General features: G+C 70.4%; 17 protein-coding genes. 8 read left to right on the forward strand and 9 right to left on the reverse strand.

Annotated elements, in window-relative coordinates; translation table 11 throughout:
• Nucleotide 1 precedes the first annotated feature (1 nt).
• A complete protein-coding gene (locus tag ACMW4R_RS00660) occupies nucleotides 2-973 on the reverse strand; it encodes an acetylxylan esterase (protein ID WP_418298845.1) in 972 nt (323 codons plus the stop codon).
• A gap of 47 nt (nucleotides 974-1,020) precedes the next feature.
• On the opposite strand from ACMW4R_RS00660, the gene ACMW4R_RS00665 reads away from it, so the two are divergent.
• Nucleotides 1,021-1,821 (forward strand): DeoR/GlpR family DNA-binding transcription regulator, encoded by an 801-nt coding sequence (locus tag ACMW4R_RS00665; RefSeq protein ID WP_418298846.1) that lies wholly within the window; start codon nucleotides 1,021-1,023, stop codon nucleotides 1,819-1,821.
• Nucleotides 1,822-1,865: 44 nt separating this feature from the next.
• Here ACMW4R_RS00665 and ACMW4R_RS00670 read toward each other — a convergent pair whose 3' ends face one another.
• The 6 genes from ACMW4R_RS00670 to ACMW4R_RS00695 all read right to left on the reverse strand — a co-directional run bounded on the left by ACMW4R_RS00670 (nucleotide 1,866) and on the right by ACMW4R_RS00695 (nucleotide 9,576).
• On the reverse strand, nucleotides 1,866-2,759 hold the full coding sequence (locus ACMW4R_RS00670; RefSeq protein WP_058597651.1) for a LacI family DNA-binding transcriptional regulator: 894 nt from the start codon (nucleotides 2,757-2,759) through the stop codon (nucleotides 1,866-1,868).
• Nucleotides 2,760-2,823: 64 nt separating this feature from the next.
• Complete coding sequence (locus tag ACMW4R_RS00675; RefSeq protein WP_418298847.1) at nucleotides 2,824-5,076, reverse strand: FAD-dependent oxidoreductase; 2,253 nt, start codon at nucleotides 5,074-5,076, stop codon at nucleotides 2,824-2,826.
• A 98-nt stretch (nucleotides 5,077-5,174) separates the two neighbouring features.
• On the reverse strand, nucleotides 5,175-6,494 hold the full coding sequence (locus ACMW4R_RS00680) for a sugar ABC transporter substrate-binding protein (RefSeq protein ID WP_058597648.1): 1,320 nt from the start codon (nucleotides 6,492-6,494) through the stop codon (nucleotides 5,175-5,177).
• A gap of 73 nt (nucleotides 6,495-6,567) precedes the next feature.
• A complete protein-coding gene (locus ACMW4R_RS00685; protein WP_058597647.1) occupies nucleotides 6,568-7,500 on the reverse strand; it encodes a carbohydrate ABC transporter permease in 933 nt (310 codons plus the stop codon).
• Nucleotides 7,497-8,345, reverse strand: coding sequence for a carbohydrate ABC transporter permease (locus ACMW4R_RS00690; protein WP_418298848.1), 849 nt, complete (start codon nucleotides 8,343-8,345; stop codon nucleotides 7,497-7,499). Before ACMW4R_RS00690 ends, ACMW4R_RS00685 begins: the two co-directional genes overlap by 4 nt.
• A gap of 385 nt (nucleotides 8,346-8,730) precedes the next feature.
• Nucleotides 8,731-9,576, reverse strand: a complete 846-nt coding sequence (locus tag ACMW4R_RS00695; protein WP_418298849.1) for an alpha/beta fold hydrolase — start codon at nucleotides 9,574-9,576, stop codon at nucleotides 8,731-8,733.
• 81 nt (nucleotides 9,577-9,657) lie between these two features.
• On the opposite strand from ACMW4R_RS00695, the gene ACMW4R_RS00700 reads away from it, so the two are divergent.
• The 3 genes from ACMW4R_RS00700 to ACMW4R_RS00710 are packed head-to-tail and all read left to right on the forward strand — an operon-like array spanning nucleotide 9,658 to nucleotide 13,108.
• Nucleotides 9,658-10,104, forward strand: a complete 447-nt coding sequence (locus tag ACMW4R_RS00700) for a MarR family winged helix-turn-helix transcriptional regulator (RefSeq protein WP_418298850.1) — start codon at nucleotides 9,658-9,660, stop codon at nucleotides 10,102-10,104.
• Nucleotides 10,101-11,477: an MFS transporter gene (locus tag ACMW4R_RS00705; protein WP_418298851.1), complete on the forward strand. Its 1,377-nt coding sequence runs from the start codon at nucleotides 10,101-10,103 to the stop codon at nucleotides 11,475-11,477. Before ACMW4R_RS00700 ends, ACMW4R_RS00705 begins: the two co-directional genes overlap by 4 nt.
• A 53-nt stretch (nucleotides 11,478-11,530) precedes the next feature.
• Nucleotides 11,531-13,108, forward strand: coding sequence for a DHA2 family efflux MFS transporter permease subunit (locus tag ACMW4R_RS00710; RefSeq protein ID WP_418298852.1), 1,578 nt, complete (start codon nucleotides 11,531-11,533; stop codon nucleotides 13,106-13,108).
• Here ACMW4R_RS00710 and ACMW4R_RS00715 read toward each other — a convergent pair.
• Together ACMW4R_RS00715 and ACMW4R_RS00720 are read right to left on the reverse strand one after the other, a co-directional pair.
• Entirely contained in the window at nucleotides 13,105-15,534 is a 2,430-nt protein-coding gene (locus tag ACMW4R_RS00715) for a glycoside hydrolase family 2 TIM barrel-domain containing protein (RefSeq protein ID WP_418298853.1), read from the reverse strand. The genes ACMW4R_RS00710 and ACMW4R_RS00715 overlap by 4 nt on opposite strands.
• Entirely contained in the window at nucleotides 15,531-16,196 is a 666-nt protein-coding gene (locus ACMW4R_RS00720) for a TetR/AcrR family transcriptional regulator (protein ID WP_418298854.1), read from the reverse strand. The genes ACMW4R_RS00715 and ACMW4R_RS00720 overlap by 4 nt, the downstream gene beginning before the upstream one ends.
• A 189-nt stretch (nucleotides 16,197-16,385) precedes the next feature.
• Here ACMW4R_RS00720 and ACMW4R_RS00725 point away from each other — a divergent pair, with 189 nt between their 5' ends.
• From ACMW4R_RS00725 to ACMW4R_RS00740, 4 genes are all read left to right on the forward strand, one after another.
• Nucleotides 16,386-17,909 carry an ABC transporter substrate-binding protein gene (locus ACMW4R_RS00725; RefSeq protein ID WP_058597639.1) on the forward strand — a complete coding sequence of 508 codons (1,524 nt, stop codon included), beginning with the start codon at nucleotides 16,386-16,388 and terminating at the stop codon, nucleotides 17,907-17,909.
• Between the two features lie 63 nt (nucleotides 17,910-17,972).
• On the forward strand, nucleotides 17,973-18,914 hold the full coding sequence (locus ACMW4R_RS00730) for an ABC transporter permease (RefSeq protein WP_058597638.1): 942 nt from the start codon (nucleotides 17,973-17,975) through the stop codon (nucleotides 18,912-18,914).
• Nucleotides 18,911-20,776, forward strand: a complete 1,866-nt coding sequence (locus ACMW4R_RS00735) for a dipeptide/oligopeptide/nickel ABC transporter permease/ATP-binding protein (RefSeq protein ID WP_058613818.1) — start codon at nucleotides 18,911-18,913, stop codon at nucleotides 20,774-20,776. The genes ACMW4R_RS00730 and ACMW4R_RS00735 overlap by 4 nt, the downstream gene beginning before the upstream one ends.
• Nucleotides 20,773-21,603, forward strand: a complete 831-nt coding sequence (locus tag ACMW4R_RS00740) for an ATP-binding cassette domain-containing protein (RefSeq protein ID WP_058597636.1) — start codon at nucleotides 20,773-20,775, stop codon at nucleotides 21,601-21,603. The genes ACMW4R_RS00735 and ACMW4R_RS00740 overlap by 4 nt, the downstream gene beginning before the upstream one ends.
• Nucleotides 21,604-21,664: the final 61 nt, after the last annotated feature.

Genomic DNA, 21,664 nt, shown 5'->3' on the forward strand with positions numbered 1-21,664 from the left:
CTCAGCGGTCGAGAGAACGGGAGATGTGGTCACGGGTCGCGGCGAACGCGGCGGCGCGCACCTCGGCGAGGCCGTCGTACTCGCGGTGCCCGTACGGGAGGACGGCGAGCTCGAGCTCCGCTCCGGAGGCCGCGGCGATCGCGTTCGCGACGGCGAACTGCCCGGGCGGGGGGACGTGCCGGTCGCGCAGCGCCGCCTCGACCCGCACCGGCACGCGCGCGAAACCCGCAGCGGTCGACGCGTCGAAGAAGCGGAGCACCTCGCGCGCGGACGGGTGCTTCGCGACGTATCGCCGCACCCGCTCGCCGCTGCCGTCGCACGGCATCCGCAGCCGGAGGTCGTACTGCCCGAAGCTCGGCACGATCAGCGTCGCCCCGACGAGCCGCTCATCCCAGGGCAGCGCAAGCGCACCGATCCCTCCCCCGAAGCTCTCGCCGACGAGGTACAGGGGCAGGTCGCCGGCGAGCGCGCGCAGCGCGGAGCCCGCGTGCCACAGGTCGACCGCGCACCGGCCGAGCACGTAGTCGTCGATCGAACGGATGCCGTGCAGCACATGCCCCTCGGCGGGGGTGGGCGCGCCGATTCCGGCGTTCAGGCGCCCCTGCCCCCGTGCGAGGGCGAAGAAGACCGCCGCGTCGTCGGGGACACGGTCGAACTCCGGCTCCTCGCGCCCGCCGTAGCCGTGGCTGTGCACGATCCCGACGCGGGTGGGATGCCCGTCCACCGCGGTGGCGAACCAGCCGCCGAGACGCAGGCCGCCCGACACGACGTGCTCCACCGCGAAGAGTTCGCGTCCCTCGCGGCGTCCGAGCGGGCGCACGCGAGGGTCGGGGTCGATTGCGAGCGCCTCGTCGTGCCACGAGCGCCACCGCTCGGCGAAGCCGGGCGGTGGCGGCACCGGCGGCACGGCCCGCAGAGCCGCGAGGTCGAAGCCGTAGTCGCCGTCGCCCGGTTCGATCGTCGCGCCCGTCACGAGCGGACTGCCGTGGAAGACTGGAGGCCCGACCGAGAGGAGCGATCGTGCTCGCCGCCGAACGCCGATCCCGCCTGCTGGCGGAGGTGCGCCGTCATGGAGCCGCGGCCGTGCCGGACCTCGCCGCCGCTCTCGGCGTGAGCGAGATGACGATCCGCCGCGACCTCGACGTGCTCGCGGCCGACGGTCATGTCGACAAGGTGCGCGGTGGCGCGCGTCACCCGCGCCCCGGCGACGCTCCGGCACGAGACCTGACCGCGCAGTCGCGCCGCAACGGCGCAGAGAAGGCCGCGATCGCCCGCCACGCGGCATCGCTGGTCGAACCGGGCATGGCCGTGGGGCTCAGTGGCGGATCGACGACGTGGGCGCTCGCCCGCGAGCTGCGGGGCATCGCCGATCTCACGATCGTCACCAACTCGCTGCCCGTCGCCGACGTCTTCGCGCGTCCGGACCGTGCCGACGAACCGTACACGCAGACGGTCGTGCTGACCGGCGGCGTCCGCACGCCCGCCGACGCTCTCGTCGGCCCGGTCGCCGTGGCATCCCTCGAGCACCTGCACTGCGATGTCGTCTTCCTCGGTGTCCGCGGAATGGAGCCGACGGCGGGTCTGACCACCTCGAACCTCCTCGAGGCCGAGACGAACCGCGCGCTCGTCGCGGCCGGAGGTCGCGCTGTCGTGCTCGCCGATCACTCGAAGTGGGGCGCGGTGGGGCTCACGACCATCGTCGACCTGAACGAGGTCGACCTCGTGGTCACCGACGCGGGCATCGCGGACGACGACGCGGAGGTGCTCCGCTCGCACGTCGCCGAACTGTGGGTCGCGCCGCTCGCGTTCGCCGACGAGTAAGGAGCGCCGCCCCGCGCGATGGGGGACGGCGCCGGGTCGACACCTCACCGGGCCGTGCTCGCGCGGGCGATCACCGTGGCATCCACCACGATGTGCCGCACGGGGACGTCCGCGCCCGGAGGGGCGGCCATCTGCCGCTCGAGCTCGGTGAAAGCCGCCTCGACGATGCCCTGGTCGTCTGGCGCGACCGAGGTGAGCGCCGGTACCGAGTAGCTCGCGGCGTGCACGTTGTCGATGCCGATCACCGCGACGTCCGCCGGGACGGTGAGTCCCACCGCGTGCAGCTCGGCGAGCACGCCGAAGGCGACGGAGTCGTTGGAGCACACGATTCCGTCGAACGGGGTCCCGCTCGCGTGCAGCCTGCGGAGCGCCGCCGCGCCCTCCTCGGCAGTGAACGCGTCGACGGCGACGATCAGCGCCGCGTCCTCGGCGATACCCAGGCGGGCGACGGCGTCGCGGTACCCGGTGAAGCGCTGGTCGGCGGCATCCGAGGGTCGGGAGAGGCGCGGACCGATGAAGGCGACCCGACGGCATCCGACGGATGCCAGGTGCGAGGTCGCGAGGTCGGCCGTGCGCCGGTTGTCGATCGAGATGTGCGTGAACGGGCTCACGGCGATGTGCTCGCCGAGGAGCACAAGCGGCCCCGGCGAGGTGCGGCGCGTGAGGTCTCCGACGGTGAGCGAACGCGGGATGTGGATGAGACCGTCGGTCGCGGGAAGGCCGACACCGTTGGCGATGTCGATCTCGCGCTGGTGGTCGCCCTCGGTCTGCTGGATGAGGATCGACAGCCCCCGCGCTTCCGCTCCGCGCGCCAGGAGCGTCGTCAGCTCGGCGAAGTAGGGCTCTTCGAGGTTGGGCACCGCGAGTGCCACGATCCCGGTGCGCTCGCGTCGGCTGAGAGGGGACACCCGCCGCACCGTCGAGGGGGAATCGGTCATCGGTGAACTCCTCGCGCGCCTGGTCGGCCGATCGACTCTGGGGGATACGGTATCGCGGGGCATCTCACTCCTGGACGCGGAAGGCGACGACGCGCGCCTCGGGGGATCCATTGGTCGCCGTGACCGTCACGCGCGCCGCGGTCACCGCGCCGATCTCGGGAGCGACGGGGTGCGCCCGTCGGCGCCGGCGGTTGTCGGCGACCTCGGCCACCGTGCGCCAGTCGCCCTCGACGGACTGCACCTCGACGCGGTAGTCGCGCGCGAGCGAGGGCATCACGAGGTGCGGGTCGCGGTGGTGGTGCAGCGTGTTCAGCTCGACATCGGGATCGTCGTCGAGGACGAGCACGATCTCCCGCGGGCGCACGGGCTCATCCCAGTCGAGCCGGATCCACGCCGGCCCTTCCGACAACGGCCGCGACGCCCAGAGGTTCGGACCGCCGAAGGGGCGCTGATACCCGCCCACCGCGCGCTCGGGGGCGAGCGCCTCGGACGGAGCCGTCGAACGGAACACGATCGAGCGACCGCGCAGGGGCTTCGTCGGCCATTGCACCAGCAGTTCGTCGAGGCTGACGTGCACGTTCTGGTCGTCGGCATCCGAGGTGTGGACCAGGGTCAGGATGCCGGGGGGCAGATCATCCGTCGTGAACAGCGTCACGCCGGGCTGCGCGCGAACCACGATCACGGCGTTCGCGGGAACCTCGGGCTGCCAGCTCACGGGGGCGGTCACCCAGCGGGCCTCCCCCGCGGAGACGGGGACCGAGACACGGTGCTCGACGTGCTCGGGGACGACGTTCTGCGCGAGACCGGTCGAGAACACCTCGACCTCGAGCTCGGTGTCGGTCTCGCTCGCGACCAGGAGGTCGATGCCGTCGAGGTGCGGGTGCACCGGCACGACGATCCCAATGTCGTGCGTGAGGGGATACGGCTCGCGCGGCGCCGACTCTTGCGGGCCGAGGCCCTCGCGCACACCGGACGCCGAGACCCGCGCGGCGAGCGCGAGGTCGGACGGGTCGGCGTCGGCCACGCCGATGAGCGGAGCGTCCTGCCGGAGAAGCAGCTGACGCAGCTCGGCGCGATGGCTCTCGTACACCCCGCGCGGCGAGGTGCCGTGGGCTAGCGCGAGCGCGGCCGCGGTGCCGGCCGCCTCCCCCATCGCGGCGCACGTCGCCATCACGCGAGCCGCTCCGAAGGCGATGTGAGTGGCCGAGACGTCGCGGCCGGCCATGAGCAGGTTGTCGACATCGGCGGAGTAGAGGGAGCGGTACGGGATCTCGAAGACGCCGTTCGAGAAACGCTGCACCGCGCCGGCCCCGGTGGAGTACATCCCCTCGGTCGGGTGCAGGTCGATCGACCAGCCGCCGAAGGCGACGCCGTCGTCGAAGCGCGTCTGCTCGAGCACATCGCGCTGGTGCAGCGTGTAGTCGCCGACGAGGCGGCGGTACTCGCGCTTACCGGGCACGTTGCCGATCCACTCGAGATCGAGGGTCTCGGCGTCGAACTCGCCCGAATTCTTGATGTGGTCCCAGATTCCGAGGATCACCGAGCGCAGCTCGTCGCGGATGCGCTCGTTGTCGTGGACGATGTCGAGCTCGCCACCCCACTCGATCCACCAGTAGTGCGCCCCGCTGTCGCCGCTGCGGATGATGCGCGACGACGGGATCGGGGTGTCGAGGATCGACTTGGCGGAGTCGGGCGCGACGAAGCGGACGGGGTGGCCGACGTCCTTCGTGTAGAAGAGGAGCGTCGAACCGAGGAACGTGCGCTCCGCCTCCTCGGGCGCCCAGTCCTCGTCGAACTCGTCGCGCGCCTCCTTGCCGAGGCGGGCGCGCGCGCCGGCGAGGTGTCCGATCAGTCCGTCGCCGGTGCCGTCGAGGAACAGCGGCGCCCGGAACACCGTCTCGGTCTCGGCCCCCATCGTCCAGCCGGTCACCGACTCGATGTGACGGGAGCCCTCGGGACCGCCTGCGACGACGTCGCGCACGTCGGTGTTCAGCAGCAGCGTGATGTTCGGCTCGGCCCGCACGGCGTCGAGCACGACGTCGTCCCAGTGCACGGGGTTGCCGTCGGGGTTGCGGTACTGGTTCTCGAGGTAGAGCTCGCCGATGATGCCGTTCTCGCGGGCCCAGCGCTGGTTGCCGTGGGCGGTCGCGCCGCACACCCAGACGCGCACCTCCGAAGACGAGTTGCCGCCGAGCACCGGGCGGTTGTTGATGAGGGCGACGCGGCGACCGAGGCGCGCGGCGGCGATGGCGGCGGAGACTCCGGAGAGTCCCCCGCCGACGACGACGAGGTCGAAGTCGGCTGTGTGTGTACGCATGTCGCGTGAGTCCTTCCTGCGGACGTCCGGGGGTCCGTCCCGATGTGCGGGGGCGAGCGGGGCGCGGTCGGCTCAGGGGCGAGCCGACCGCGCTCCCCTCAACCGACCAGCTTCTGTGCGGCCTCGCCGGCCTTCTTCATGGCATCCTTCGGCGAGGCGGACCCGACCAGGACGGCCTGCACCTGATCGGCGATCGCCGACTCGATCTGCGAGTAGGCGGTGAACTTCCACAGGGGGTTCGAGCTCGCGGTCGCGGTGATGCGCTCGCTGAACGCCGCACCGAACGTGTCGGACGAGACCTCGCTCGACGCGAGCGCCTCGGTCGTTGCCGGCGGGAGCCCCCGCAGCTTGTAATCGGCGAGGATCGCGTCGAGGTCGCTCGTGGCGTACTGCGCGAAGTCCCCCGCCGTCGGCGCGCCCGCCCCGTTGACGACGGCGATCGCGCCGCCCCACACGAGGGCGCGCGGGGTGTCGCCGGCCTTCAGGACCGGTCGCGAGACCGGAGCGAGCTTCGCCGCGAGGTTCGCGTCGGGCGACTCCTTGGTCACCGCGCCGCGGCCCACGGGGGCGTCGTCGTACATCGCGGCGCGGCCCTGCGCGAACAGGCTGCGGGCGTCGAAGCGGTCGACATCGGCGGCGATGAGGCCCTGGTCGTAGAGGCCCTTGTACCAGGTCACGGCCTCGACGCTCGCGTCGTCGCCGATCGTGATCGTGTCGCCGTCGACGAGCGGGCTGCCGAAGGTCTGCATCCAGATGAGGATGTCCTTGAGCTGCGCGGCCTTGGTCGAGGCGGCGTAGGGGATGAGCCCGCCGCCGAGACCCTTGAGGGAGACCAGAGCTTTCTCGAACTCGTCGACCGTGGTCGGGAACGCGTCGGCCGACAGGCCCGCCTTGCCGAGCGTCTCGGAGTTGGCGATGAGGCCGATCGCGCCGATCGTCCACGGCAGGGCATACTGCGTGCCGTCGAAGGTCGCGGCCTGCAACGCCGACGAGGTGTACCCGCGACCGGATGCCAGCGACGAAAGGTCCTGGAGCTTGCCGGTGGCCGCGAGGCTCCCGAGCCACGCGACGTCGACGTGCGCGGCGCCCGTGAACTGCCCGCCGGTCACCTGCAGCATGAGCTGGTTGATGTACTCGTTGTACGGGAAGGCGGTGCGCTTGATGGCGACGCCCTTCGCCTTCTCGTAGCTCGTCAACGTCCCCTCGAGGGCCGGCTTGGCGGACTCCTCGGTGAGCGACCACGACGCGAACGAGAAGTCGGTCGGATCACCTCCGTCGAGACCCGCGGCACCGGCCGCGGGGCCGGCGGTGCCGCTGGGTACGCAGCCCGCGAGGACCGCGGCTCCGGCGCCGATGCCGAAGAGCTGCAGCGCGCGACGGCGGCTGATGAGGGGATTGGGCAGGGATGAAGCTGACATGGGTGTCCTCCTTGACGGTGCGAGCTTGACGGTGCGAGCGCGACGGTGTGAGCGAAGAGTGAGTGGGAGCCGGTCAGCCCTTGACCGCGCCCGCGGTCATGCCGCTGACGAGGTAGCGCTGGAGCAGCATGAAGGCGATGGCCACGGGCAGCGACACGACGAGCGAGGCCGCCATGAGCTCGGGCCACGCGGTCGCCGCCTCGCCGACGTAGGTGTTGACGAGTCCCGGCGGGAGCGTCTGCTTGTCGGGGCCGGCGAGCGTGAGGGCGAAGATGAAGTCGTTCCAGCCGCGCACGAAGGCGAAGAGGCCCGCGGCGACGAGACCGGGAGCGGCCAGCGGCAGGACGATCGAGTGGATCGTGCGCAGGCGCGAGGCACCGTCGACGCGCGCCGCCTCGATGAGCTCGTCGGGGATCGTGTCGAAGAACCCCTTCAGCATCCAGACGCACAGCGGCAGGGTGAAGGTCGTGAACGAGAGCACGAGGGCGGTGTAGGTGTTCAGCAGCCCGTAGGCGCTGAAAACGCTGTAGAGCGTCACGAGCAGAAGGGCCTGCGGGAACATCTGCGACGCGAGCACGAAGTACATCAGCTGGCGCCGTCCGCGGTACCGGAACTTCGAGAACGAGTACCCCATGTAGGCCGAGACGATGACCGAGAGTACGGCCGTGATGACCGACACGATGATGCTGTTCTGCAGGTAGGTGAACAGCTGCGGGTTCGCCACGAGACCCGCGTAGGCGTCGAACGTGATCTCGGTCGGGAAGATCTTCGGCGGGTACGAGAAGACCTGGTCGCGAGGGGTGAGCGACGTCGCGAGGAGCCAGTACACCGGCAGCAGGGCGAAGCCTCCGCACACGATGACGGCGGCCCACGCGGCGAGACGGACGCCGGGACGGTCCGAGCGGAGACCGGATGCCAGCTGCCGTCGGCGCCGGCGCGGAGTCGGGGGCACCACGGGTGGCGCGTCGGGGGTCGGGGTGACGGTGGGCAGTGCGGTGCTGGTCATCGCTTCTCGCCCCTCTCGGAGAATCGGACGTAGACGACGACGAGCGCCATGAGCAGGACCATCCACAGCAGGCCCAGGGCACCGGCGTGACCGAGGTCGAAGCCGTGGAAGGCCGTCTCGTACACCGCCGTGGCGAACGTCTCGGTGGAGCCGGCGGGGCCACCGCCGGTGAGGACGTAGATGATGTCGAAGTGCTGGAAGTTCCAGATGAACTCGAGCAGCAGGACGAGCCCGATGATCCCGCCGATCTGCGGAACAGTGATCGAGAAGAACCGGCGGACCGTGCCCGCGCCGTCCATCTCGGCGGCCTCGTGCAGTTCGCGCGGAACCGTCTGCAGGCCGGCGAGGAGCATGACCATCATCCAAGGGAAGGACTGCCATGTCTTGGCGACGATGACGGCGAACATCGCTGTGCCGGGCTGGGCGAGCCACGCCTGCGGAGCGACACCGAGCGGTTCGAGGATCGCGTTCATCACGCCGTAGTTGGCGTTGAAGATCCACATCCAGAGGAACGAGACGACGACGCCCGGGACGAGCCACGGGATGAGCATCAGGCCGCGCATGACCTTCGAGCCGCGGATCTGGGTGTTCAGGGCGAGCGCGAGCGCGAAGCCGACGATGAAGGGGGCGATCGTCGTGCCGAGGGTGAAGACGAGCGTCTGCCACAGGAGGCGGAGGAAGTCGCCCTCGAGCACGTCGACGATGTTCTGGAATCCGACGAACTCCCGGCCGGGGAGGACGAGGCTCTGGCGGAAGAACGCCGTGACGAGCGCCGAGATCAGCGGATACGCCACGACCACGGCCATGAGAGCCATGCCGGGCACGACGAGGAGCAGCGCGAACATGCCGCTGCTGAGGCGCTCGGGACGGGTTCCGGCCGTGCGACGCGATCCTTGGAGCGGATTCGATCTGTTTGCTTTTGTTTGTTTTTGTTTGAGTGTCGTTGTCACGTCCGTGTGCACTTTCCTCGGCATTGAGGGACCGAAAGGCCCGGGGGATGCGGATTTCTCCGAATCGGACCGCCCCAGCTTCGCGGCTTCCGCGGCGCTGGTCAATTCGAGGAGGTAACGCTTAGGTCACGGCGTGTTTATTGTCGTTTGATTCTGTTTCTTCCTGTTTGCGCACATCGGCGAAGTCGACCCGCCCTTCGACGAGCTCAGGGACCTCGGCCGCGCGAGAGGCCTCGGCCGTGCGAGGGGCCTCGGCCGCGCGAGGAGACCGCGCCGCGGCTTACGCCGCGGGGAGGCGGGCGTCGAGCCAGGCGAGGAGGTCGGCGCGCACCTCGGCCTGCTGCACCTCGGCGAAGATCTCGTGCCGGGCGCCGGGGTACACGAGCACCGTGACGTCGGTCAGGCCGGATCGCGAGCGATACGCGTCGGCCAGCAGGTGCACGCTGCGCGGGCCGCCGACCGTGTCGTCACGTCCGACCATCAGCAGCACGGGGACATCGCGCTCGAGGTTGCGGCGCGGGCGACCGAAGAGCTTCGCGGCCTCGATGGGACCGAACAGCTTCGCCAGCGGCACCGAGGTGGTCAGCGGATCGGCCACGAAGTCGCGACCGACCTGCTCGTCGCTCGAGAGCCACTGCATGCCCGAACCGCCGAGCTTCTTCCACGGGCCGTTCAGATCGCCGGGGTTGAGAGCCCCGGGCCACCGCAGGGCGGAACCGCTCAGGACGACCGCGTCGAAGGCATCCGGATGCCGATCGAGCAGCATCTGCGCGAGGAACGAGCCCCACGAGTGCCCGAGGAGCACGAGCGGGAGTTCGGGGTGACGCTCGCGGATGACCTGCGTGAGCGTCCAGACCGCGTCGCGAGCGGCGCCGAGGCCGCCGGGACCGAGGCGCCCGAGCTTCGCGTGATCGCCGTCCCACTGTCGAAGGCCCGTGCGTCCGTGCCCGCGGTGGTCGTCGGCGTACACGGTGTAGCCGTCGGCGACGAGCGCCTCGATGAGCGCCGCGTAGCGACCGGCATGCTCGCCGACGCCGTGCAGCAGCTGCACGACGGCGCGGGGATCCTCTGCCTCGTACACGTCGTAGACGATCGTGATGCCGTATGCGTCGACGAACTCAGGCATGCGCCGATCCTAGGGTCAACCCGGCGACCTCGGTTTATTTAGCAAAACTAATGAGCTATGCTAACGAATAGAGGAGACGGTATGCGCGCGAACGATCCAGGTCCGGACACGACCCTCACCTCGGTGGCATCCGAGCTCCGCATGGCGACGTTCCGCCTGGCGCGACGGCTCCGCGCGCAGCGCGCGGTCGACTCCATGAGCGACGGACAGTTCGCGGTACTCGCGGCCCTCACGATCCACGGCGAGCACACTCTCGGCCAGCTCGCCGAGCGCGAGCGCGTCACGGCACCCTCGATGAATCGCACGGTGTCACTCCTCGAGGACGCGGGATACGTCACGCGCACCCCGCACGAAGACGATCGGCGCAAGGTCACGATCGCCCTGACGGATGCCGGACGCACCGTCGTCGACGAGACGGTCCGGCGGCGCGACGCCTGGCTCGAAGAGGCCCTCGACGGGCTCACCCCGGCGGAGCGGCAGACCCTGGCCGCGGCGGCCGAGATCATGAGGAAGGTGGCGGAGAGATGAGCGCGATGTTCCGATCCTTCTCGGTCTTCAACTACCGCGTCTGGTTCATCGGCGCCCTGGTGTCGAACATCGGCGCGTGGATGCAGGCGACGGCGCAGAACTGGGTCGTGCTGACGCAGCTGACGGACAACGACGCGGCGGCGATGGGCGTCACCATGGCCCTGCAGTTCGCCCCTCCCCTCCTGCTCGTGAGCGTCACGGGATGGGTCGCCGACCGCTTCGACCGGCGCAAGCTCATCATGTGCACGCAGTCGGCGCTGCTTGCGCTGGCTCTGAGCCTCGGCATCCTGATCCTCACCGGCGTGATGACGCTCCCCCTGATGTACGGCTTCGCTCTCGCGCTCGGCGTGGTCACCGCCTTCGACAACCCGGCGCGGCAGACCTTCGTCTCCGACCTCGTCGAGAAGGAGAACGCCTCGAACGCCGTGGCGCTGAACGCGGCGTCGTTCAACACCGCACGACTCATCGGCCCCGCGGTGGCCGGCGTCATGATCGTGGTCGTGGGCACCGGCTGGGTGTTCCTCGTCAACGCCGTGACTTTCCTCGCCATGCTCGCGGCCCTGCTGATCATGCGGCCCCAGGAGCTGGTGGTCCACCACCGCCGCGGCGGTCCCGCGCGGCTCGCGGACGGGTTCCGCTACGTGGCGAGGCGCCCCGACCTCGTCGTGACATTCTCGATGGTGTTCCTGCTCGGGGCGTTCGGCATGAACTTCCCGATCTTCGCGTCGACCATGGCGCTGGAGTTCGGCCGCGGCGCCGACGGCTTCGGCCTGCTGAGCTCGTTCGTCGCGATCGGTTCGCTCGCCGGCGCCCTGCTCGCCGCGCGTCGCGAGCGCGCTCGGATGCGCGTCGTGATCCTCGGCGCGGGCGGGTTCGCGGTGGCATCCACTCTGTCCGTTCTCGCGCCGAGCTACGGCGCCTATGCCGCGACGCTCGTGCTCACAGGCTTCTGCGTGGTGACGACGCTGACCACCGCGAACGGCTACGTCCAGACCACGACCGATCCCGCACTGCGCGGACGGGTGCTCGCTCTGTACATGGCGATCCTGCTCGGCGGCACACCCGTGGGCGCGCCGATCGTGGGCTGGGTCGCGAGCGAGTTCGGCCCGCGCGTGGCCATCGGCCTCGCCGCCGTCGCCGCGATCGTCGCGTGCGGGATCGGCGTCGCGTGGACGCTGTCGTCGGGACGCGTGCACCGGCACGAGAGCAAGCGCTTCCGCCTCACTCTCGACGAGACGCGGCCCCTGGCGGTCGTCTCCCCGGAGCCCGAGGACTTCAGCGACGAGGTGGCGGGAACGACGCCGATCCCTCTCGCCACCGGCGAGCGCGCGCCCCGACCCGGGGTGCATCGCCCCGCCTCGCATCACCCCTGAGCCTTCCGGTCAAGGGATAGCCGCCACCCAATGTAGCTAGATAAGCTAGCTACATGAACGAACGCATGGCCGGGCGCCGCTGGGCGGGGCTCGTCTTCATCAGCATCGCCGTCTCGCTGATCATCGTCGACTCGACGATCGTCAACGTGGCCGTCCCCTCGATCGTCGAGGATCTCGGGATCTCGTCGACCGAGGTGCAGTGGGTCCAAGAGGCCTACACCCTCGTGTTCGCCTCGTTCCTTCTCGTCTTCGGCAGCCTCGCCGACCGGTTCGGCCGACGACGCCTCATGCTCATCGGCGTCGTCGTGTTCGCCCTCGCCTCGATCGCGGCATCCCTCGCCCCCACCGGCGGAGCCCTCATCGCGGCCCGACTCGTGCAGGGCGTCGGCGGGTCGATGATCCTGCCGACCACCCTGTCGCTGATCAACGCGACCTTCCGCGGGAAGGAACGCGGGATCGCCTTCGCCGTGTGGGGCTCGACGATCGGCGGTATGGCGGCCGTCGGGCCCCTGCTCGGCGGGTGGCTGACGACCGCCTTGTCGTGGCGGTGGGCGTTCGGCATCAACATCCCGCTCGGCATCCTGATCCTGATCGGTGTGCTGCTGACGGTCGCCGAGTCGCGCAGCGAGCAGCGCGCGGCGATCGACGGCGTCGGCGCCCTGCTCTCGGTGCTCACGATGGCCCCGCTCGTGTTCGCTCTCATCGAGGGGCGCACGTACGGCTGGTGGACGGTCGACACCGTCCCGACGATCGGTTCGTGGGCCTGGCCCCTCGAGCTCTCGCCCGTCCCGATCGCTTTTGCGGTCGCGGCGATCGCCCTGGTGGCCTTCATCGCGTGGGGCGTCGGGCGCCAGCGGCGGGGCCTGTCGACCCTGCTGGCGTTCGACCTGTTCCGCATCGGGTCGTTCCGCAACGGCAACATCGCGGCGGCGGTGGTGTCGCTCGGCGAGTTCGGCATCATCCTCGCGCTGCCGCTGTGGCTGCAGTTCGTCGTCGGCTTCGACGCCCTGCAGACGGGGCTCCTCCTCCTCTCGCTCGCGATCGGCTCGTTCGTCGCGAGCGGGGTCGCGGGAGCCCTCAGCGGCAAGGTCGCCCCGGTGTGGGTGGTGCGCGGCGGCCTGCTCGCCGAGATCGTGGGCGTCGCCGGCGTCGCCCTGACGATCGGACCGGATGCCACCTGGGGACCGCTCATCCCCTTCCTCTTCGTCTACGGTCTCGGTGTCGGGCTCGCCACCGCGCAGCTCACCGGCGTGGTCCTCGCCGACGTCCCGCCCGCGGCGAGCGGTCAGGCATCGGGCACGCAGTCGACCTCGCGGCAGCTCGGCGCGGCCCTCGGCGTCGCGATCCTCGGCACTGTCCTGTTCTCGACCACCGCGGGCGTGCTCGCGGGCTCGCTCGACGGTCGCGGCCTCCCCGCCGCCCAGCGCGACCAGGTCGTCTCGCAGGTGGTCGACAGCGCTGGCGCGGCGATCGCGGGCCTCGGTCAGTCCCCCGCGACCCAGGACATCGCGGCGGACGCGCGCGCGGCGTTCAGCGACGGGACGCGGGCCGCGGCGTTCACGGCCGCGGGCTTCCTGACGCTGGGGCTGGTGTCGACGGTGGCGCTGGGGAGGCGGAGAGAGGGGCGCTAGGAGCCCGCGCGCACCGTCGCCCGCGCCTCGGGGTACCCCGGCGCCGTGACCCGCACCGTGACATCCCCGACCCCGGTGGGGCGCACGATCGCGAGAGCGCGGCCGTCGTAGGTCGTCACCGAGGCCGCCGACAACGGCTCCTCGGTGCGCGCCCGGCCCGTGCCAAGCCCCGCGAGCACGCCGGGGCCATCGACGCTGACGCTGACCACGACGTCGCGGTCGCAGGGCACGACGCCGGCCGCGTCTTCGAGGGCGATCCGCACGAAGGCGAGGTCGTCGAGACCGGCCCCGATGACGGGGGCCTCGGCCCGCGCGACGAGCGTGGGGTCGCCGACGGTCGAGCGGAGCGTCGTGCGACCCACCTCGACGCCGTCGCGGCGCGCGATCGCGGTGAGCTCGCCCGGCACGTAGACCGTGTCGAAGCGCGCCGTGTATTCGCGCGCCTCTCCGACCGGGGCGACACCGACCGTCACACCGTCGCGCTGCAGCTCGACCTCGTCCGCGTCCGCGTAGACGTCGACCACGACGGGCGAGCCCGCGGGGACGTCCCACGTCCAGCTCGCCACGGTGTCGTCCCACGACCACGGGGTCACCGCCGTCGCGCGGCCGTAGTGCTGCGGGCGGTGCACGGCGAGGAACGGCTCGGTGCGCAGACCGTAGACGATCTCGCGGAAGAACGAGACCGTGCGGCGGTGGCCCGTGGCATCCAGGTCTCCGGACTCCGCGAACAGGTACGGGTAGGGACCGGCCGTGTCGGTCGGGGCGTCCGAGACGGCATCGACGTGATCGACCCGTCCGATCCCGGCTTCGCCGAGGTAATCCCACCCGGTCCAGGTGAAGTCGCCGATCACGTGCGGGAGCGACGAGACGAGCGGCCACAGGGCGCCGATGCGCTCGGGGAAGGTCTCGGACCCGACGATCACGCGATTCGGGAACAGCTCCGCGTCGAGGGCGTACCGCGAGTCGGCGTAGTTGAAGCCCACGACGTCGAGCACCGCCGCGGACTCCTCGATCGTGCCGGTGACGAGCTCCGAGGCGTTCATCGCGGCCATCTGCGCCCCGAGGCCGGCCATGAGCGTGTTGGGGTCGGATGCCGCGAGCTCGGCGCGCGCCTCGGCGATGCGCTCGAGGTTCGCGATGATCCCGTTGATGCCGTTCGTGACGAAGCGGGTGTCGTCGAGAGCGCGCACGGCCTCGGCGAGGCGACGGCTCCACGCCGCGCCGTGGGGACTCGCGACCTCAAGGATCTCGTTGCCGATCGAGTACATGATCACGCTCGGGTGGTTCGCGTCCTTGGCCACGAGGGCCTCGACGTCGGCCCGCCAGTCGTCGGCGAACCGAACGGAGTGGTCGAACGCCGTCTTGGCGCGCGTCCACACGTCGCCGAGCTCGTCCATCACGACCATGCCGTGGCGGTCGCAGGCATCGAGCAGCGCGCGGCCGGCCGGATTGTGCGAGCTGCGGATGGCGGTGAACCCCGCCTCTTTCAGCAGCCGCACGCGGCGGTCCTCGGCGGCCGCGATCGAGACGGCACCGAGGGGGCCGTTGTCGTGGTGCACGCAGGCGCCCCGCAGCGTCACGCTCTCGCCGTTGATGCGGAGACCGTGCGCGGGGTCGAGCTGGAGCGACCGGATGCCGAACACCGTGCGATCCGTGTCGAGGGGCGCCGCGTCGGCCTCGTCGGCGAGCGCGGTGTGCAGCTCGTAGAGCGCCGGGGTGTCGATGCTCCAGAGCTGCGGGCGCTCGACGGTCAGGCGGGCGCGGGCGACCGCGTCCTCCCCCGGCAGGACGGTGACCGGCGAGGACCCCGTCGCGACCGAGCGCCCCGCGGGGCCTCGCACCTCCCACGTCACGCGCGTCGTCCGCGTGTGGCGGGTCGTGTTGCGCACGCTCGTGGCGACGGCGACGATCGCCCGCTCGTCGTCGATGTCGGGCGTCGTCACGCGCGTGCCGTCGAGCGGCAGGTGCACGGGATCGGCCACGACGAGGTGCACGGGACGATGGATGCCGGCCCCGGTGTACCAGCGGGAGTCCTTGTGCACGCGGGCCTCGACGCTGACACGGTTCGTCTCGCCGAAGCGGAGGAACGCGTCGGCCTCGACCGTGAAGGCCGCGTAGCCGCTGCCCTCGTGGGCCGCGCGCTCACCGTTCACGAAGACGACGGCGTCGCGGTAGACGCCCTCGAACTCGAGAACGACGGTCTTGTCGCGCCACGACTCCGGGACCTCGAACTCGCGGACGTACTCGAAGACCCCGCCCGGGTAGTAGCCGGACGTCACCCCCTGCGGACTGTCGGGCGAGCGCGGCAGATCGCGGAGGGCGTCGTGCGGAAGCGTGACGTGCGTCAGGGTCGCGGCATCCTGTGCTTCGAAGGCACCGCGCTTCGGACCGACCGTCCATCCCTCGAGGAAGGGCTCGCGGATCATCGGGGGTCGCCCGCCTGCAGGTCGAGGACGTCCTCGAGGGCCTGCAGGTCGAAACCGCGGACCAGCAGCCGGAAGTGGGCAGCGAGGTCGTGGGCCATGTCGGTCGAGGAGGGGTCGAGGAGCCACTGCACCTGCAGGCCGTCCATGAGCGCGGTCGTCGCGACGGCCGCACGGGCGGGATCGACCCCCTCGACGAGGCGCCCGGCCACCCGAAGACGCTCGAAGGCATCCGTGAGCCGGGTGCGGACGTAGATGTACCGGTTCTGGAAGTACTCGTGCGCGGGGTGCGTGGGAGACGTCGCCTCGGCGGAGAGGGTGCAGAAGAGCTCGACGACGCCCGGCATCGAGGCGTTGATCTCGGCGAGCTCCACGAGGCCCTGGAGGGTGGCGGCGCCGTCGGTGAGGTCGAAGTCGACCACGGCTCGCGCCGCATCGTCGCGGTGGTCGAGCACCGCGAGCAGCAGGGCGCTCTTTCGCGGGAAATGGTGCAGGAGCCCCGCCTCGCTCATGCCGACGCGCTGGGCGATCTCGCGGAGAGAACCGGCTCGGAAGCCGGACTCGGCGAACACCTCCAGCGCGGCGTCGAGGATCGCCTGTCGGGTCGCCTCGCTCTTGGCGTACTCCCCGCGCGGCTTGCGCGGCGTGCGCGTCGTCTCGGTCATTGAGCCACCGTATCCGTTCGCTCAGTGCCCCATCGGCTGAGCGAACGACCTTCCCGTGAACCGTTTTATAACGAATTCCTAGCGACCGCTAGTTTTTAACGCCAAAAATCTAGCGGGCGCTCGGAATTGCTGTTACCGTCTCGGCGCAGGGCGATCCACTGGGGTTTCGCCACGATGAAGGGACCAACGATGTTCCGATGGAAGGCCACAGCAGCCCTCGCCGTCGCCGCAGCTCTCGTGCTGACGGGATGCTCCGGCGGAGGGTCGGGGAGCGAAGGCTCCGGCAGCGCTGATCGACTCACGCTGACCGCGATCGCCTCGCCCACGAGCTACGACATCGCCGCCGGCGCCGAGTACGGCAACCGGAGCCCGTTCTTCCAGGCGGTGTTCGACACGCTCCTGCAGAAGGACTCCAAGGGTGAGATCCAGCCGTGGCTGGCCACCGCCTGGGAGTACAACGACGACAAGACCGTCCTGACGCTGACCCTGAAGGACGGCGTGAAATTCACGGATGGCACGCCCGTCGACGCCGAGGCGGTCGTCGCGAGCATGGAGCGCTTCCGCGACGGCACCTCGCCCCAGGCGGCGACGCTCGCGGGCAAGGAATTCGCCGCGGTCGACGCCACCACGGTGACCATCACGCAGGCCGCTCCCGACCCGTCGCTGATCAACCTGCTCTCGATCGCCCCCGGCCTCATCGAGGCGCCGTCGTCGTTCGGCAACGCCGACGTCGCGACGAACCCGATCGGCTCGGGCCCCTACATCCTCGACACCGCCTCGTCGGTCACGGGCACCACGTACAACTACACCGCGAACCCGGACTACTGGAACAAGGACGCGGTGAAGTACCAGAACCTCACCATCAACGTCCTCGAGGACCCGACCGCGACCCTCAACGCCATCCGCGCCGGTGAGGCGAACGGCGCGAAGATCGCCGACAACAACACCATCTCCGAGGTCGAGGGCGCCGGCTGGACGATCGAGTCCAACGAGCTCGACTTCCAGGGCCTGCTCCTGCTCGACCGCGCCGGGACCATGGCGCCCGAGCTCGCCGACGTGAAGGTGCGACAGGCCATCAACATGGCCTTCGACCGCGAGGCGCTGCTGCAGTCGCTGCAGAGCGGCTACGGCACCGTCACCGAGCAGGTCTTCCCGAAGACCTCGGTCGCTTACGACGAGTCGCTCGACAGCACGTACCCGTACGACCCGGCCGCCGCCAAGAAGCTCCTCGCCGACGCGGGGTACCCCAACGGCTTCACGCTGAACATGATGTCGACGCCCGCCTTCCAGCAGACGTTCGACCTCGTCGCCCAGCAGCTGTCGGACATCGGCATCACGGTCAACTACACCGACCCCGGTACCGGCAACTTCATCACCGACATGCTCGCCCCGAAGTACCCGGCGACGTGGATGGCGCTGGAGCAGAACCCCGACTGGCAGCTGATCAACTTCATGATCGCTCCGGACGCGACGTTCAACCCCTTCAAGTACGAGGACCCGAAGGTCGACGCGCTCATCTCGACGATCCAGACCGGATCGCAGGCCGAGTCGGACACCGCCGTCAAGGAGCTGAACAAGTACATGGTCGACCAGGCCTGGTTCGCCCCGTTCTTCCGTGTCCAGGGCACGTTCGCGACCGACGCGAACACGAACCTGGAGTTCTGGCCCACCAACGCCTACCCGTCGATCTTCGACTTCTCGCCGAAGAACTGATCCGTCCGTCGGTCCGTCCGCGCCCCGGCGCGGGCGGGCCGACCCGGGCCCCAGGGACCACACATGCTCGCATTCATCGTGCGCCGGCTCCTCTCCGGAGTCGTGCTCATCGCCGTCATCTCCTTCCTCGCGTTCACCCTCCTCTACGCCGCCGGCGGCGATATCGCCCGTCGCATCCTCGGAGAGAACGCCACCGCCGAGACCGTCGCCAAGAAGACCGCCGAGCTGGGCCTGAACCGCCCCCTCCTCGTGCAGTACGGCGACTGGCTCTCCTCCGCCGTCACGGGCAACCTCGGCCGCAGCTGGTTCAACGGCGAGCTGGTGTCGGTGAGCGTCTCGGGCCGCCTGTCCGTCACCCTCTCGATCGTCATCGGCGCGACCCTCGTGTCGGCGATCCTCTCCGTCCTCCTCGGCGTCCTCGCCGCTCGCCGCGGTGGTGCGATCGACGCCGGCGTCCAGTTCCTCTCGCTCGTCGGCTTCGCCGTCCCGGGCTTCCTCATCGCACTGGTGCTCGTGCTCGTGTTCGCGGTGAACCTCGGATGGTTCAAGGCCACCGGGTACACCCCCATCACCACCTCGTTCGGCGGGTGGGTGGCATCCGTGGTCCTCCCCATCGTGGCGCTCTCGATCGGCGCGATCGCCACGGTCGCGCAGCAGGTGCGCGGCTCGGTGATCGACGCCACCTCGCGCGACTACGTCCGCACCCTCCGGGCCCGCGGCCTCAGCGAGAACTCCGTCATCTACCGCCACGTGCTGCGCAACGCCGGCGGCCCCGCCCTCGCGGTGCTCGCCGTGCAGTTCGTCGGCCTCCTTGGCGGAGCGGTCATCGTCGAGCAGATCTTCGCCATCCCCGGCATGGGTCAGCTCAGCGTCCGCGCCACCACGCAGGGCGACATCCCCGTCGTCATGGGCCTGGTGATCGCCTTCGCGATCATCGTCGTGGTGGTCAACCTCCTCATCGACCTGGCTCAGGCCGCTCTCAACCCGAAGGTGCGACTGTCATGACCGCCATCGACGTTCCCCCCACCGTTCCGGTCGCCCCGGTCCGCGTGGCACTGTTCCGCCGCCTGCTGCGGCGGCCCATCGGCCTCATCTCGCTCGGCTTCCTGGCGCTCGTCGCGGTGCTGGCCGTCATCGGCCCGCTCATCGCCCCGCAGGACCCGAACTTCGCCGACATCCGCGCGATCCTCGCGAGCCCCTCGGGCGCCCACATCCTGGGCACCGACGGCAGCGGCCGCGACGTGCTGTCGCGCCTGCTCGCCGCCACCCAGACGAGCATCGCCGCCGCCCTCATCGCCCTCGTCGTCGCCGTCGTGCTCGGCGTGGTCAGCGGCTTGATCGCCGGCTACTACCAGGGCTGGTTCAACACCGCGGCGACCTGGGTCACCGAGCTGAATATGGCCCTCCCCGGCATCGTCGTGCTGCTCGCGGCGCGCGCCGTGCTCGGCCCCTCGGTCTGGCTGTCGATGGTGATCTTCGGCATCCTGCTCGCCCCCGCCTACTTCCGCCTCGTCTACGCCTCGGTCACCGCCGTGCGCAACGAGCTGTACGTCGACGCGGCACGCGTGTCGGGTCTGAGCGACCTGCGCATCATCGGACGCCACGTCTTCTCGGTCGTGCGGGCGCCCATCATCATCCAGTCGGCGATCATCGCCGGCATCGCCATCGCGATCCAGTCGGGCCTGGAGTTCCTCGGCCTCGGCGACGTCAACGTCCCCACCTGGGGATCGATGCTCACCGACGGCTTCAAGAACATCTACAAGAACCCGGTGCTGCTCGTCTGGCCCTCGCTCGCGATCGCCCTGACCTGCATCGCCCTGACGCTGCTGGCCAACGTGCTGCGCGACGAGCTCGAGCGCACGGTGACCGTGCGTCGCCGCCGCCGTCGTGCGGTGCTCACCGCGACCGGCTCGATCGCGACCGCGACCACCTCGGTGGCGCTCGGCGGAGGCGACCTCACCGACCCCGATGAGATCCCCGAGGTCGCCGACGGCGACGTGATCGTGCATCGCGAGGACGCGCGCAGCAAGTCCACCGAGACGGTGCTGCGCGTGCGCGACCTGCACGTCGGGTACGACCAGTCGGACGGCTCGCACATCGAGGTCGTCCACGGCGTCTCGCTCGACATCCGCAAGGGAGAGGTGCACGGCCTCATCGGCGAGTCCGGTTCGGGCAAGACCCAGACCGCGTTCGGCGTCCTGGGGCTCCTGCCCCGCGGCGGCTCGGTCACGGGCGGCACGATCTCGTTCGACGGCGTCGACCTGGCCGACGCCTCGGAGCGCGTGTACGCGGGCGTGCGCGGCAAGCGCATCGGGTACATCCCCCAGGAGCCGATGAGCAACCTCGACCCCGCCTTCACCATCGGCAGTCAGTTGGTGGAGCCGCTGCGCAAGCACCTGCACCTGTCGCCCAAGGACGCGCGGGAGCGGTCGCTCGATCTGCTCGCCCGCGTGGGCATCCCCGAGCCGAAGCGCACGTTCGACGCGTACCCGTTCGAGGTCTCGGGCGGTATGGCGCAGCGCGTGCTCATCGCCGGGGCCATCTCGACCGACCCCGAGCTGATCATCGCCGACGAGCCCACCACCGCTCTCGACGTGACGGTGCAGGCCGAGGTTCTCGAGCTGCTGCGCGACCTGCAGCAGGAGCGCCAGATGGCGATGCTGCTGGTGACGCACAACTTCGGCGTCGTCGCCGACCTCTGCGACCGGGTCACCGTGATGCAGAACGGTCGCTTCGTCGAGCAGGGTCCCGTGCGGGCCATCTTCAACGACGCGCAGCACCCGTACACGCGGGCGCTGCTGGACGCGATCCTCGACGAGGGTCCCGCGCGGCCGCCGCTCGGCGCCGAGAACGGAGTGGTGGCATGAGCACCCCGCTGCTGACCATCGACGACCTCGTCGTCGAGTACCCCGGGAAGGGCTTCCGCGCGAAGCCGTTCCGGGCTCTCAAGGGCGTCTCCCTCGACATCCTCCCCGGCGAGACCGTGGGCCTCGTCGGCGAATCGGGGTCGGGCAAGACCACGCTCGGCCGCGCGGCCCTCGGCCTCGCGCCGGTGAGCGGCGGGAAGATCACATACGACGGGCGCGACATCTCGCACCTCGGCCGCGCCGAGCGCCGCGCCCTGAGCTCGGAGATCCAGGTCGTCTTCCAGGACCCGTACTCGTCGCTGAACCCCTCGATGACGATCGAGCAGATCCTCATCGAGCCGCTCACGGTGGCCGGGGTCTCGGCATCCGATGCCAAGAAGCGCGTCCGCGACCTGCTCGACCAGGTCGGGCTCCCCGGTGATGCCCGCAACCGTCTGCCGCGCGAGTTCTCGGGCGGCCAGCGTCAGCGCGTCGCGATCGCGCGGGCGCTCGCTCTGCAGCCGCGGCTCATCGTGTGCGACGAGCCGGTGTCGGCTCTCGACCTGTCGACCCAGGCGCGCGTGCTCGATCTCTTCATCGAGATCCAGAACCGCACGGGAGTGGCGTACCTGTTCGTCACGCACGACCTCGCCGTCGTCCGCCACATCAGCCACCGCGTGGCCGTGATGTACAAGGGCGAGATCGTCGAGACCGGTGACGCCGACCGCGTCACCTCGGCGCCCGAGCACCCGTACACGCAGCGCCTGTTCATGGCGGCTCCCGTGCCCGACCCCGACCGCCAGGAAGAGCGTCGCGCCGCGCGCCGCGCCCTGCTCTCGGCATCCTGACCCTCCCCACCGGAAAGACCACCGTGACCGCTACGCCTGCCACCGACCACCTCGTCCCGCT

The organism is Microbacterium sp. S1037, assembly GCF_048381605.1.
GTDB classification, from domain to species: Bacteria; Actinomycetota; Actinomycetes; order Actinomycetales; family Microbacteriaceae; genus Microbacterium; species Microbacterium testaceum_B.